This is a genomic window from Spirulina sp. CCY15215, assembly GCF_016888125.1.
Taxonomy (GTDB): Bacteria; Cyanobacteriota; Cyanobacteriia; order Cyanobacteriales; family Spirulinaceae; genus CCY15215.
The window spans coordinates 1-15,147 of the sequence record NZ_JACSWA010000347.1 but is presented as its reverse complement, the minus strand read 5'-3'; the positions used below and the strand labels follow the sequence as shown (position 1 = coordinate 15,147).

The window sequence follows — 15,147 nt, the reverse complement described above, 5'->3', positions numbered from 1 at the left end:
AATCAATGAACCTTGCCATGTTACTAGCCGAACTGCCCGAAGCCTATCAAATTTTCGATCCTCTTGTGGATGTTCTCCCACTTATCCCGCTATTTTTCTTGCTGCTTGCCTTCGTCTGGCAAGCGTCAGTGGGTTTCAGATAAACTTCTTTTGTTATCCCCAGTGACCCAAGACACTAAAGAAAAGACACCTCAGAAGGGGTGTCTTTTCGATCGTTAAGATAGTAAGGGAAATGATTGCAAAATGGATAATCACAGGGTGCCATCAGCGATCGAACTTGCAGAATTGGGAAACAGACCTCGATCGCGTCTAATTTTGTCCATCGCTTAAGATAAAGAGTCCGCGATCGCCTCTCCCCCGTTCATATTCTCCTGCGATCGACCAGGAAAGTTGCCAAAATGTCAAGTCAGGCTTTTATTTCTCGAACCATTGGACGCATTCCCCTTCGCCTTGTTTTGATCGTCCCGTTTGTGTTGCAAATTCTAGCAGCAGTCGGCTTGACGGGATGGCTTTCCTTGCAAAACGGCCAGGTTGCGATCCAATCCCTCGCCAGCCAGTTACAGGGAGAAGTAACCGCCCGTATTGCCCAAAATCTCAATGAATATTTAGCTATTCCCAAAATCGTTAACCAAAGCGCCGTTAATATTCTCGACCCCCGTGCGATCGCCCCCACAGATACCTCAAACATTCAACGCTATTTCTGGAAACAAGTTAAATCGATCGCCATCATTAATACGATTCAATTTGCCACAGAAGGAGAAAAATATATTGGTGCCGGACGTAGCAGTGAAGGGGATATTGTTCTCAAAATTGCCGATCCTGTCACCACGGGGAGTGAATTTCAAACCTACGCCACAAATACCCAAGGTCAGCCCACAGCAAAATTAAGCGCCCGTCCTAACTATAATCCGCGATCGCGCCCCTGGTATCAGGCCGCCATTCGGGTCAATCAACCCGTCTGGAGTTCTGTTTATGTCATGTTTTCTCATAAAAAATTAGGCATGACCCTCTCGCAACCCCTCTACGAAGATGCAGGGAAATTTTTAGGGGTGGTGGGAACCGATATTCTCCTCGAAGATATCAGCAGTTTTCTGGAAAATATCCAAATTGGGCAAAGGGGACAAACTCTAATTATCGATCGCCAAGGCAACACCGTCGCCAGTTCTACCCGAGAGGCACTATTTTCCGAACGCAATGGCAGCGCCAAGCGAGTCAAGATCGGCGAAAGTACCAATGCGATCGTGCAAGCCACAGGGCGATATTTACAAAACTATTTCGGCGATTTAAGCAAAATCCAAAAAAATCAACAACTTTACTTTACCTTCGAGGGAAAACGCTACTTTTTTCAAGTTACTCCCATTGCCGAAGAATTCGGTTTAGATTGGCTGATCCTCGTGGTGGTTCCCGAAGATGATTTTCTCGGGCAAATTCATGTTAATACTCGCATTACTGTGATATTGTGCTTCCTTGCTTTTGCCCTGGCGATCGCTTCCGGAATTTTAACCGCCCGTTGGATCACCAAACCCGTCCTCGAGTTGAGCCGCGCCAGTCAAGCCATTACAGCAGGTCGCCTCGAACAAAAAATCCAGATTCAACCCCTCTTACCTTGGTGTCCTGGGATTGCCGAAATCCGAGTTTTAGCCAAATCCTTCAATCGCATGGCCGTGCAACTGCGGCAATCCTTTCACGATCTCGAAACTGCTAAAATCGAACTAGAAGAGCGCGTACAAGAGCGAACAGCCCAACTAGCAACCGCCGAAAGCGAATTGCGGGGGGTATTCGCAGCCATGACGGAGTTAATTCTCATCTTCGATCGCCAAGGCCGCTATCTAAAAATCCCCTCAGCCAATCGAGAATTACTCTATAATGCCGAGGAAATTGTCATCGGGAAAACCATCCACGAAATTTTTCCCCAAGCACAAGCAGATTGGTTTGTCGCCCAGATCCAAGACGTTTTAAACCAAAGAGAAGCAAAAGCCATAGAATATGCTATCCCCCTCGAGGGACAAGAAACCTGGTTTGCTGCCACAATCTCCCCCATCTCTCAGGATAGCGTGGTCTGGGTGGCTCGAAATGTCAGCGAACGCAAGTTACTAGAACAGCAACTTCGCACCTCTGAAGAAAAAATGCGGATGGTGTTTGAAGCTATGACCAGCATTATTTTGGTTTTAACCCTTCGCGATGGCAATTTGGAGAATGTAGAAATCTCTCCCACCAGTCCCGCTCGTCTCTACCATGAAACAGATATGGATCCGATCGGGGAAACGATTGCCGGTTTTTATCGCGAAGAAACTGCCAGCCAATGGCTGGAAACCATCACCCACGCGATCGAGAGTCAGCAACCCGTCAATCTGGATTACAAATTACCGTTTGCAGATCGAGAAATTTGGTTTTCTGCTAGTATTTCACCCATTTCTACTGATTCTGCGATTTGGGTAGCGCGGGACATCACCGATCGCAAACGGGCAGAAGAAGAAATCGAACTCCTCCTCACCGTCGGTCAAGAGATTAGTGCCGCTAAAGACTTTGATAGCGCGATCGCCATTCTCTTGCAGCGCATTTGTGAAACCACAGGCTGGAATTACGGCGAAGCATGGATCCCCGCCGTCGATAGCTCGGCTTTGGTTTGCAGTCCCAGTTGGTATAGTTCCATGAAAGATGAGGGAACAGATAACAAGCAACAATTAACAGGAAATAGTATTAGCGAATTTCGAGAGTATAGCGAAGCCTTAACTTTGTTAGCGAATGAGGAACTTCCAGGACGGGTTTGGGTACAATGCCGACCCGAGTGGGTTCGCGATGTTTCCTTAGAACCGGATGATGTCTTTTTGCGCTTGGAAAAAGCGGCGGAATGTGGCTTAAATTCTGCCTTTGCGGTGCCAATATTGATTCCTCCCAGGGAGGATTTGCTGCGAGAATCCGAACGCCTTCCCGTACTGGCCGTCTTGACCTTTTTTCTGACGGATACTTGTCGTCAGGATGAACAAGCCTTTGAACTGGTGATGGGGGTTGCGGGGCAATTGGGAACACTTTTACAACAAAAACAAGACGAAGCGGAACTTAAAGCCTTATTTGCAGCCATGACGGATTTAATTTTCGTCTTTGATGGCAATGGACGACATCTGAAAATTCCCGCGACCAATGCGAGAAATCTGATTTACGATCCCATGACCAATCGGATTGGCAAAACCTTACACGAAATTTTCCCCGAAGAGCAAGCCACATTTTTCTTGGCTCTGATTCGCGAAACCTTGCAAAAACAAGATAACGTCGAAGTGGAATACAGTTTGCAGATCGAAGGGGAGGAAATATGGTCGGATACGACGATCTCGCCAATTTCCACGGATACGGTTATCTGGGTAGCGCGGGATATTACCGATCGCAAGCAAGCAGAAGCGGCTTTACTCAAACGTCAGCGCTATTCGGCGATCGTGGTGGAAGTACAGCGTCAATTACTGGCGGCGAGTGCAGGAAGTGACAACTACAACGCCATTCTCGAACCCTTGGGACGGGTCAGTGGTGCCAGCCGGGTCTATCTATTTGAGAATTCTCGCGATCGCGATGGAATTTTGTTGATGAGTCAAAAGGCGGAGTGGTGCAGCGAAGGAGTCATTCCGGAGTTAGATAATCCGGATTTGCAAAATTTGGCTTATCGAGATGCTTTTCCCCGTTGGGAGTCGGTTTTAGAACAAGGACATTATATTGAAGGAATTGTGGTGGAGTTTCCCCCAGAGGAACGAGATATCCTCGAACCCCAAGGGGTATTGGCGCTTCTTGTCTTACCTATCGTGGTCAATGGCGAATTTTTTGGCTTTATTGGCTTTGACAATTGCAATCGGGCCAAGAGATGGGACGCATCGGAGATTGATTTACTGCGGGCTGTGGCGGCGGCCATGGGGCTTTGGCAAGAGAGACGGCGGGCGGTGGAGGCTTTGAAACAGAAGGCAGAACGAGATAATTTATTAGGAGAAATTTCCCGTCAATTTATCGATGGGGATTTGGATGCGGCGATTAATTTTGCACTCGAGACGATCGCGCAAATGTTAGAAAGCGATCGCGCTTATATTCTCCGCTATCGCGAATCGGGAAAACGGCGGCGATTTTCCATGACTCACGAATGGTGTCGGGAAGGAATTGCACCGGCGATCACGGATTTGCAAAAAATTCCGGCGGAACAATTTCCTTGGTTTTTTGAGCAGTACAAGGCGGGAAATATTGTCCAGTTCACTCACATTGATGATCTTCCCGTGGAAGCGGTGGCGGAGCGGGCAGAAATGGTGCGAGAATCGATACGTTCGGGACTACAGATTCCTACTCATTATGGTGGGAAAATGGTGGGAACAATTGGCTTAGATACAGTGCGATCGCAGCAAGCCTGGAATGCCGAAGATGTGCGCTTTTTGCAGTTGGTGGGGGATGCGATCGCCAGTGCGCGGGTACGTCACGATGCGGAACAAGCACTACGCATTGAGCAAGAAAAGTCGGAACGGTTATTATTAAATATTTTACCGGCTCCCATTGCCGAACGCTTAAAACAGAATCAAGGTTCTCTGGCGGAACAGTTTAATGAGGTGTCGATTTTATTTGCCGATATTGTTGGTTTTACCCCTCTCTCAACTCGATTATCCCCGATTGAGTTGGTCAATTTGCTCAATCATATTTTTTCTGCCTTTGATGAGTTGGTCGATCGCCTGGGATTGGAGAAAATTAAGACTATTGGGGACGCTTATATGGTAGCGGGAGGCTTGCCAATACCCAGGACGGATCATGCTGAGGCGATCGCGGAAATGGCGCTGTTGATGCAAGAGGCAATTCGGGAGTTTGGGCAACAGCAAGCTAAAACTCTCCAGCCTGGGGATAAAATACAAATTCGCATTGGTATCAATAGTGGTGTAGTGGTTGCTGGGGTAATCGGCACGAAGAAATTTATTTATGATTTATGGGGAGATGCGGTGAATATCGCCTCTCGTATGGAGTCTTCGGGAGAACCCAATAGCATTCAAATTACCGAATCGACTTATGTGCGTATCAAAGATAAGTTTATTTGTGAACCCCGTGGCATTGTGAAAATTAAAGGGAAAGGAGAAATGATGACTTACTGGTTAAAAGGGAAATTACCTGTTCTCTGCTCTCATGACAGTTAGAGAAATAAAAATCTAGTCTACCACTAAACTGCCCACATAATCCGCTTCTGTATAGACGCGATCGATTTGTGCTTTAATCTCCTGCATATCTTGTTCGGAAACGATGCCATTACTGGTTGCTTTATAAAACTGTACGGTGACTCGGATGGGAAAATCAGTATCTCGCACGATCGCCAAATTGCCAATTTCTGTAAATGGTCCTTCTAGTTCGCCATGACCGATAACGGCAGCTTCTACATCACTAACCTGAGAAGATGAACCTCCTCGCGTTCCTCCTCCTAAAAATGAATTAGGGTTTTTCTGTTTGAGGGGAACTTGAATCAGCATGACCATATTTAAGCCATTTTGTCCGGCTGCATCTGCACTTTGACCAGTTGGGGCATTTCTACCTTGAAAGTCCCTGAGACGTTGACCTGTCAAACTAGCGCGATCGCCATTTTGATTAAAAAATAAGCGCTGTCCCCAAGTTGCCATATATTCCTCATCTTGAATAATATCGAAACTATCTTCGCCATTATCAATGATAGTAATACTGGTCCCTTCTCGGGTTGCCAAGAGGGTTAAGACGGCTGGATCGCCTTCATAGGATTGATAATTGAACAAAACGGGATTGAATGTTGCTAAACCTTCCTTGGGAATGGGTAGAAAACAGGCTTGGGCGGAAACTAGAACATGGGTATCGCGATCGGCGAGTAGAGAATTGCCTTCTCCCGTCCAAGACTCAGGCTGATGTAAATAGCGCCGTAAATTGCCTAAAACCTCTCGTAAGGATACCTTTTCTAGAGGCGATCGCCCTTTTTCATTGCCTGCGAGGAGAAAGAAGCGATCGAGGGGAATGTCAACAGACTTATCAGAGAAATTAGGGTAGCGAATGATGGGCATTAAATGAATTTTACGATTCTCCTGCACTTGAATGGTCATGTCGCTAATATTTGGACCGACAGCCGAATTTTTGTAACGTCCCGTATCTTCCCAAGTGAGACTGAGAATTTCTAGGCCAAATTGTTGCGCTAATGATTGCGATCGCTCATCATGAACCATTGCGATCGTTTGTCGAATGACTTCTTGATAGGCTGTATTCTCCGATCGCCCTGCTTGTTTCCTCCTGTCGGTGGCGATCGCGGGAAAAGACTCATTGGCATTCAACAAATTGGCATTCAACAAACCCGTTAATCCCAAGGATAAAACTAAGATCAAAAATAAAGAGGGTCGTCCCATGACAATAATTGGAGGAAGAAACGATCAGTGCAATACCTAAACTGAGCCTAACACAACGATCGCGAGATCGGTATAACCTGAACGCGATCGAAGTTCGCTATCAAGAAAATTGACTTAAAACCCCATACATTGCCCAAATTGTCATGCCATCAAGAGAATGACTCTTTTGAAATGTTCCAGTCGGGGACAAGATAGCAGGAGTGCGAAACTGTAGACCATTATTATAGATGAGTTTGACCAATATCTCTGCAATTTGTAGGGATTCTTCTTTTCTCCCCAGCAATAATAAAAGCGTTGCTAAAGCAAAGGTCATTCCCAGCTTAATTTCTTGAGAATTATCTCCCGTTTCTAAGTCCAATTTTCTCTCGCGAAATGGTAATAAATAAGTCTGAGAAAATTCTCTTAAGGTGGTTTCTGATAGGCTGCGATCGCCTAGACTGGGTAAATCTAAGAGTTGACGGTACAATTCCTCAAAGATTGCCTCGATCGCGATCGCCTCCCCGGTATTGTCTTCTTTTAAAATAGGGATTGCTTGCAACCAAGATTGATAGGTATCCCGGAGATTGACCAGATCTTCAGGATAATGGGGTGTTTGTAGATTAGGATTTGCAGCCGGGTTTTCTAGGAGGACATTGGCGATCGCGATCGCGGCTTTTAAACTCAGTCTCCAAAACTTTCCCTCTTCTTCCTTTCCCCTCTTCTTTGCGTAAGCGAGAGTAAAGGCGATCGCCGACCAACATTCCCAGAGAAACTCTGTATCCGTTGCCCCAGATAAAAGATAATTCCGATAAACTTGTATAATAAAAAGAGAAGATAATTGCCCATCAAGATGACGATTTGCATTCGTTTTCATCCAAGGATGTTCGCTTGAGGTGCCTAAATCTCGAGGTGTTTCTCCAGCAATTTTACGAATATTTTCTCCTTCTCCATCTTCAATGGGAATAGCTTTGGCAAAGGCTTCTAAAACCGTCTTTTCCAAGCGAGGAAAAAGCATTAAAGTTGCAAAAGAACCCGATAAACGCTGTCGCAAACTTTCATAATAGCGGCAATCTAAACTTTCCCATAAGGCAAATTGTCCCAGAGGATCGGTTTCCGTGGCTGCCGTCCATAACGTCCCTCCATCGGTTAGCAGATATAACTCATTAAATAGAGCCATTTTGAACCAGTCGGGAATATCTCTGCGATCGAGAGTGGGTTTTTGCCAGGTTTCGATCTTATCTTTCCAGACATCCCCATGTTTCAAAGCCGTCCGTACCATTGTCCAAGCATTTTTCCCCGTCCTGGCAAAGAAATCACTGTGACGGCGAAAATAAGTGATATCTGCACCAAATTCAATCACGGGAAAATCCCATGCTAGGATAAAGGGGATTTTGCGAGTTCTGCCTGGACGAATGGTAAAGCGAAAAGCCATCGCTGCGGCAATTTGTTCTCCTGGAGAGGCAGGGGTTTCATTTTGCATATCTGGTAAACTGCCATTCATCGCAAAATAATCCCAAACCTCTCCCCCATCCCCTTCTGGGTTCCAACGTGCGGTATAAAAGGCTTCGATCGCGGGATTAATGATACTGGCGATCGCCATTTGTCCTTCTCCAGACTGCAATTCATCGTAAAGACGTACCCGGTTAAATAAGCAACCCACCCGATGATGATCTTGGATCCACTGATTAAAATTCCCCGTACTTTCTCGCCATTTGGGTTGATATTCCGATGTAGGATGGCGATCGCCGCTTTGCCTATTTTTTTGCGTTTTATGGGCATTGGCAAACCAACCGACGAGGTTTTGCCAGGTTAACATAATACTCAGGGCGATCGGGCGATCGGTGGGGTTATGTACCGTCCAGTCAAAAAGTGCCACGGGATAGCTAGATTCTTGGTAACATCCTGCCCAAACGGGAGAAAATTGCTCACATAAGATTTCACTGTGAAAAACGCCTTCATATTTGAACCAACTGCGAGGATAAAGGGCATGATAAGTCCCCCCTCCCTCGGGATACCAAGCCCAGCGAGAGAGGCTGCCATCTTGAGGGGATTGGGTGGAAAGGGCGTAAACTTGGGGTTGTTCCCCTTCTCTTTCTTCGTAAATGCTAAATTGACAGGCTGGCAAACTGCGAAAAATATGTTCTCCCCCGTCGAGGTGCCAGAGATTAAAATCGCCGCGATGCGATCGTCCGATACATCCCGATCCTAAACCTCCGAGAGGCATTCCATGCCAGGCCCCATCATCATTTTGACTGGCTGTATAGGGACGATCCCAACCAAGGCCAATGGGTCGTTGCCAAGTACAAGAGGGAATTTGGGGACGAGGAATTTCAAATTTCATCGTTGAGGGTATAAGGGTCAGGCCATTTTAAATTGTAGATGAGATTTGGAAGTTCGTTGGAGAAGCGATCTCATTTTTTGAGACTCGATGCTTTGATCTTATCCTTATCGATTGGGTTAACGCGATCGCTACCTGTGAAAGATTGACTCGATAAGTTGCCGTTATAATCAAGTTGTTGCTATAATCAAATTGCTCACAAAATTTCTGGATTGCAAAATATATGGCCAATATACAAACTCAAATGCAGCAGTTTCACGAAGCGATTAAACTTAAGCGATTTGAGGAGAACAAAACCCTGCGCGAAAAGAGAGACATCGTTTTAGAGCGATTAAAGTCTGGTTTGAATAAACTTTTTGGCAGCGAAACCCCTCCTAGCTATGAATATTTCAATCAGGGTAGCTATGAAATGGGGACGGGGATTAAACCTCTAGATAGCGACTATGATATTGATGTAGGTCTCCATTTCAATATCTCCAAGGAAGACTATCCAGATCCGGTAGAGATTAAAAAATGGGTATATGATTCACTGGAAAACCACACCAAAAAAGTTGAGATTCGCCGCCCTTGTGTTACAGTCTTTTACCAAAAAGAAGGTGAACCGATTTATCACGTAGACCTCGCAATCTATGTCAATGGTAACAATGACACGATGTATCTTGCTAAGGGACACCGAGAATCTGCAAAAGAACATCAGATTTGGGAAGAAGCAGATCCTCACGGATTGAGCGATTTGATTAAGAATCGATTTGAAGATAGTGAAGATGCTAAACAGTTTCGTCGGACAATTCGCTATCTCAAACGTTGGAAGGATATCAAGTTTTCCAGTGATGGTCATGCAGCACCCATTGGAATTGGAATTACCGTAGCTGCCTATGAGTGGTTTATACTAAAGAGCAGTATTACTGATTCTTTCAGTTCTAAAAAAGAGTATGACGATCTAGAGGCATTAGGTTGTTTTGTTCGGGCAATGATTTGTCGCTTTCAGCCTAAATGTGTTGAAGGAACTTGGTACGATCGCCTAGCCGTTCAATTACCTGTTGTTCCCCACAGCGATCTATTTGAAAAAATGGGCGATTGCCAAATGACATCTTTCAAAGAAAAACTTGAGAAGCTGTCAGAAGCCATTCAGGAAGCACAAGAAAAAGTCGATCCTATTGAAGCCTGTAAACTGCTACAAGAACAATTCGGTGATGATTTTCCGATTCCGAGTCCTTCTTCTACCGGAAAAAAACGTTCTCCTGCTATCATTTCTTCAAGTTCTTCAGCCTAAATGCTGCTCTCAATTGCTCAAATTAACTTCTTTTTAGCAAGCCTCGCTCAAAAACAATATTTGCGCGAGGCTTATTCTCTTTCACCTCTTGGGAACTCCTTACTCCAAGATCGTAATGTTGTTGCTGCGATCGCCGGAAATATCACCATTGCAGAGAAAATAGTGCAGCTTTGTGTTGGTGTACGAGAAGATTTTCCGCGATCGCTCCCTCTCGTCTTTCTACAACCACCTGATGCGTTTGGATTCATCCCTCACGTTGAGGAAAGTGGATATATTTGCTATGCCCAAACGGAAGGATTATTGCTCAATTCTGCCGATCCTGTAGGAATTTTATACGATGCAATAGACAAAGCAATTGCAGTAATACAGTCTGGAATTGATGGTGAAAATCGTTGGGATTTCATGGATGAGTTACCGTGGTATTGGGAACGAGTCAACACAAAAACATTACCCGGATTCTTCTCAGTAGACAATATGCTGCGGAAAGTTTTTGTCTATAGCGATCGCGGTGGCGATCGATTTGTAGCTGATTCTATTCAAACGATCCAAGCCTACTTCAACGGTAAAAAACAAGGTTTAAATGCTCTAAATTGCCGAGGAGCGCTTTACATTCCTTTAGAGAAAAAGACCTTTATTCTGCCACCGACTTCTAAGCAGCTATGGAATTCTGCCACAATCAGCGAATTGATAAAAAATCTATCTCTACAAAATCGCCAGAAATACATCAGATTACTCAACAAGCGAAGGCAGTTTAAAGACTTTATCATTCTAGGATTACCGCGTCCGAGTGGAGGAAGAACATTAGCAGCATTGGATTCTACTACTATTAATCGATCGCCATCCAACCAGAGTGCCAAAATGTCGGGTTTACCCCAACCGATCTCCATTAAACGCTACGATCCGGGCTATCTACTCCCTCGTGGAGGTGGAAAATTAGACTTAGTAAACTTTAGAGTTCTTCTCATTGGTTGTGGTTCAATTGGTGGTTATGTTGCCCTTGGATTAGTACAAAGCGGTATTCGTCAATTGACTTTAGTTGATTCCGATCGCCTAACGCGAGAAAATACCTATCGACATTGTTTGGGGATGAGTGCAGAAGGAGAACCTAAAGTTACAGCATTGAAGAACGAATTAGAACGAAAATATCCCTATATATCGATCGCCTCATATCAAACTCTAATTGAAAAAGCAATTCGCCAAAATTCAGTTAATCTCGATGCCTTCGATCTGATAATTGTGGCGATCGGGGATGACACCGCTCAACTCTACTTAAATCAGCTTTTGCATAAAGAATGCCAGCACGCAATTGCTGTTTTTACTTGGGTTGAACCCTACGGTATTGGGGGTCATTCCTTATTAACTCGTCCGAAACAACTGGGATGTTTTCAATGCCTTTTCACAGATGCCTCCAATCCCGATACCCCTCTACACAATCGTGCTGCTTTTGCTGCTTACGGACATTTTGGTAAAGACGATCTCGGTTGTGGCAGTTCATATCATCCTTTCGGAGGATTGGATGCTCAAAAAACAGCAGAAAAAGCAGTAAGATTAGGATTAGATGCTTTATTGCAACAGGAAAAACAGAGTTCTATACTCTCTTGGAAAGGGAGAGCAGAAGCATTTACAGCCGCAGGATTACAGCTTTCCCCGCGTTACCAACAAACTGAAGAACAACTACGCGAAAAAAAGTATGAACACATCAAGTCTCACTGTCTTGTGTGTGGAGCTAAACAGGAATGAATACTCCTATCTGCCTCAAATCTGATGGTGGGAAGCTAGAAATTAGTTTGCCCGCACTCTCCCAAATGTTGAAATTCAGACAGAATCGCTGTTGGAAAAGCGAGGCTGGGGGTGTGTTAATGGGTCGATATATTCGAGAGAGTTTAGATGTTGTCATTGATGATGTTACGATTCCCATGCGTGGCGATCGCAGGAAACGCTTCAATTTTTTTCGCGATCGCGATCGCCATCAACGAGCCATCAATCAAGCATGGCAGGAGTCAGATGGAACAACCCATTATTTGGGGGAGTGGCATACCCATCCCGAGAAAGTTCCTATTCCTTCCCCCAGCGATCGAGCCAATTGGAATAGGCATCTACAACAGGATATTTTCAGTGGCGATACCCTCTTTTTTATCATTGTTGGTACAGAATCGATCGGGATTTGGGAAGGGCATCTAAAGAATCCAATTCATATTTTGATTGGTGAATTTAACTATAGCCATTTTAATACTCGTTAACAATAGATTTACCGACCATGACAAACACAACTGTTGATTTTGGAATTGTTACTGCTCTGAAAATTGAGCGGGATGCACTGCTAAAACGCCTAGATTCTTATAAAGAAATCAAAGACGAGAATGAACCCCTACCTTTTTATCTGGGGCAAATTGCGATTCCCGGTTCGACTGAATATTACACCATTGTTGTTTGTCTCTTGCTAGATATGGGCAATAATGAAGCGGCTGTTGCAACAACACGCTTAATCCAACGGTGGCAACCTGCTCATGTATTGATGGTAGGAATTGCTGGAGGAATTCGCGGCAAAGTAGAACTGGGAGATGTGGTTGTTGCCCGATATAGCTTTTATTACGAACCTGCAAAACTCACCTCCGATGGCGAACAGATGAGATCGGAACAGTTTCCTGTAGATCGCCTTTTATAACGAGAAACGGCTGTATTTGACTTTACGGATTTCGTTCAAAATGGAGTCTTTGAAAACCCAGAGGAAGCCGTTCAACAATTAACTAATCCTCAAAGTTCTTTATTGAATGCGATCGCTCGTTCCAATAAAGTGAACCTTGTTTTTCAGGGACTGGTACACATCCCCATCCAATTTTTAATGGGACATCTCGTCAGCAATCGAATTCCAGTACAATTGTTTGAACAGAATTCGACTGATGGTCATATTACTTGGGAATGGATCGATAAGGGGGAAAATTTTCCGGAGTTGGAAGTTTCTGGCATTCCCAATTATCATTCTTGGCCAAATAAAGATGTTATTCTGAGAGTCTCAGTCACCTTTCCAGTTCAACCCAAACAGACAATCACCGCGAATTTACCAGACGCAATTGAAATCGATTTGACAATTCCTCAGCCAGAATGGGGAATTGTACGAGGTGAGCGACAGGTGCGGGAATATGGCCGAATATTTCGCCGCATCTTAGATCGGATTTCTAACAATCTTTCACTCGGACGACGGATTCATCTTTTTTATGCAGGTCCTAATTCTCTAGGCTTCCATTTAGGACAACAAATTTCCGAAAATATTCATCCACCTGTTATTGTGTGGAATTATCATAAAGGCTATGATTGGGGAATCGATCTTGCTGCCGCGTATTCGGGGGAATTCAGTATTATCCGTCCATAAAATATTCAACTGACAAGATTCAAATCTTTCAACCGAACAACTTAAATATTGGATGATTTTAGCAATTTAACCTGAATATTCAGAATGGTGAATTTCTCTAACTTGCCAAATAGATACTGTAGATCGAGCGTAATAAACACAGAACCGAAGAAGCTGAGAATCCGCTATGAGTGAGAACAAACAAATTCTTGAAATTTTTCTCAAGGAATATGACAAGTTGAAGTTAGAACAAGCTCAACGAATCGGCTTCCGAGATAACCTCCTTTACGTAACATTAGGCTTATTTGGAACAATTGTTTCGTTTGTGGTTTCCAGTTCGTCAAATTATGATGCTTTGTTAATAGTTCCTTGGGTTTGCTTGATTTTGGGGTGGACTTATGTTGTAAATGACGAGAAAATTTCGGCGATCGGCAGATATATCCGCTACAATTTAGTTGACAAGATCAAGGAACATACAGGCTATGAAGATATAGAAACTCTCTTCGGTTGGGAAATTGCTCACCGTAGCGATCAACACCGAAAGCGCCGTAAGATTCAGCAACTAATTGTCGATGAAATTACGTTTGTCTGTTCAGGATTGATCGCCCTATGCGCTTTCTGGTTTTTAGCATCACAACCTCCTCTAGGTTTAACAATTTTATCTTGGATAGAACTTCTATTGTTAGTTGTGTTGGGAGTTGAAATCTTCATTTATGCCGATTTAGCGAAGGGACGTTAGGAGTTGAGATATATCGAGAAATTATAGTCAAATTCTTTCCCTCCTATCTATTCCTCTGGCGATCGCTTTTATTTTTATGCAGCGATCGCCAAATTATTTACAAAACTTCACAAAATAGGCAGAATTACAAATCTTGTAATTCTGCCTCAATAGAGCCTCAAATTCAAGAGGGCGTATAATACCTACCCCAGAAACCCAACGGTACAGGGCAAATGCTTGCGCCCTGAAATTATTGTTCCCAAAATAAATTTAAGCAAGCGATCGCCCGTAAAAAAGCTACCAGATTTTTGCCATAGACAGTTGAAAACCCGACAATTCAGGAGTCGCATTAACAATGTCTGGACTTTCAAGGATTTGCGGTTCTTGATTGGGTCGATAAATATGAACAGTTCGATTTTGGCGATCGATGAGCCAACCCAGAGAAACACCATTTTCTAAATATTCTTCCATCTTTGACTGCAACCCTTTCAGCGAATCGCTTTTCGATCGCAACTCAATCACGAAATCTGGGCAAATTGGCGCAAAAGACGCTTTGTCAGCATCAGATAATTGATTCCAGCGTTCTAGGCGAATCCATGATACATCCGGTGATTTAGTTGAGCCATTGGGCAAAGTAAAGCCCGCACTAGAGTCAAAGCCTAAACCTGTTCCGTCTTGCTCACTCCAAACCCATAGAGAAGCAGCCAAATTGAAGTTACGGTTGCCAGTATCCGAAAAAGCAGGGGGCATAACAATCACTTCTCCTGTGGCTGTTCGTTCAATGCGTAGGTTTCGGTTAACTTGGCAAAAAGCGTAAAACTCTTCGCGACTCATGGGGGCGATCGACGGGAGAGAGACAGTAAAAGGTGTTGTTTCGTTCTGAATTAATAAAGTTGTTGTCATTGCAGACTTACCTATCAGATGAGTAGCCGATTGCACGAAGATTGTTTGATCGCAAATCTTTTTTTTGATTATACCGAACCTATCAAAGCGCGATCGCGCCATTGCAAGTTCCCCTCGCCCTCATCGATTTGCCCCCTATAGTAAATTCGATCGCAAGCAATATTTCTATCCCGATCTGCCCAAAAACTATCAGATTTCTCAATACGATCTCCCGATCGCCGAACA

At 44.3% G+C, this 15,147-nt stretch carries 10 protein-coding genes and 2 pseudogenes; 9 read left to right on the top strand and 3 right to left on the bottom strand.

Annotation, left to right across the window (positions count from 1 at the left end; all coding sequences use genetic code 11):
- The first annotated feature begins 5 nt into the window (after positions 1-5).
- Both JUI58_RS08185 and JUI58_RS08180 read left to right on the top strand, forming a co-directional pair.
- Complete coding sequence (locus JUI58_RS08185) at positions 6-143, top strand: photosystem II reaction center protein K (RefSeq protein ID WP_204103274.1); 138 nt, start codon at positions 6-8, stop codon at positions 141-143.
- A 255-nt stretch (positions 144-398) separates the two neighbouring features.
- Positions 399-5,144, top strand: a complete 4,746-nt coding sequence (locus tag JUI58_RS08180) for an adenylate/guanylate cyclase domain-containing protein (RefSeq protein WP_204103273.1) — start codon at positions 399-401, stop codon at positions 5,142-5,144.
- Between the two features lie 12 nt (positions 5,145-5,156).
- On the opposite strand, the gene JUI58_RS08175 is transcribed toward JUI58_RS08180, so the two are convergent.
- Positions 5,157-6,362, bottom strand: a complete 1,206-nt coding sequence (locus JUI58_RS08175; protein ID WP_204103272.1) for a hypothetical protein — start codon at positions 6,360-6,362, stop codon at positions 5,157-5,159.
- Between the two features lie 100 nt (positions 6,363-6,462).
- The gene (locus JUI58_RS08170; protein WP_204103271.1) at positions 6,463-8,682 is read right to left on the bottom strand and encodes a GH116 family glycosyl-hydrolase; all 2,220 of its coding nucleotides are present in this window, start codon (positions 8,680-8,682) and stop codon (positions 6,463-6,465) included.
- A gap of 220 nt (positions 8,683-8,902) precedes the next feature.
- Between JUI58_RS08170 and JUI58_RS08165 the strand changes: the two genes are divergently transcribed.
- From JUI58_RS08165 to JUI58_RS08140, 6 genes and pseudogenes are all read left to right on the top strand, one after another.
- Positions 8,903-9,952, top strand: coding sequence for a nucleotidyltransferase (locus JUI58_RS08165; protein WP_204103270.1), 1,050 nt, complete (start codon positions 8,903-8,905; stop codon positions 9,950-9,952).
- Positions 9,953-11,692 carry a ThiF family adenylyltransferase gene (locus JUI58_RS08160; protein ID WP_204103269.1) on the top strand — a complete coding sequence of 580 codons (1,740 nt, stop codon included), beginning with the start codon at positions 9,953-9,955 and terminating at the stop codon, positions 11,690-11,692.
- Positions 11,689-12,192 carry a Mov34/MPN/PAD-1 family protein gene (locus tag JUI58_RS08155; protein ID WP_204103268.1) on the top strand — a complete coding sequence of 168 codons (504 nt, stop codon included), beginning with the start codon at positions 11,689-11,691 and terminating at the stop codon, positions 12,190-12,192. Before JUI58_RS08160 ends, JUI58_RS08155 begins: the two co-directional genes overlap by 4 nt.
- A gap of 17 nt (positions 12,193-12,209) precedes the next feature.
- Entirely contained in the window at positions 12,210-12,617 is a 408-nt protein-coding gene (locus JUI58_RS08150; protein ID WP_204103267.1) for a hypothetical protein, read from the top strand.
- Between the two features lie 24 nt (positions 12,618-12,641).
- A pseudogene (locus JUI58_RS08145) lies at positions 12,642-13,322 on the top strand (SAVED domain-containing protein); the annotation flags it as partial.
- Between the two features lie 166 nt (positions 13,323-13,488).
- On the top strand, positions 13,489-14,040 hold the full coding sequence (locus JUI58_RS08140) for a hypothetical protein (RefSeq protein WP_204103266.1): 552 nt from the start codon (positions 13,489-13,491) through the stop codon (positions 14,038-14,040).
- A gap of 276 nt (positions 14,041-14,316) precedes the next feature.
- Here JUI58_RS08140 and JUI58_RS08135 read toward each other — a convergent pair whose 3' ends face one another.
- Positions 14,317-14,922 (bottom strand): Uma2 family endonuclease, encoded by a 606-nt coding sequence (locus JUI58_RS08135; protein ID WP_239121331.1) that lies wholly within the window; start codon positions 14,920-14,922, stop codon positions 14,317-14,319.
- A gap of 124 nt (positions 14,923-15,046) precedes the next feature.
- On the opposite strand from JUI58_RS08135, the pseudogene JUI58_RS27665 reads away from it, so the two are divergent.
- A pseudogene (locus JUI58_RS27665) lies at positions 15,047-15,147 on the top strand (hypothetical protein); the annotation flags it as partial.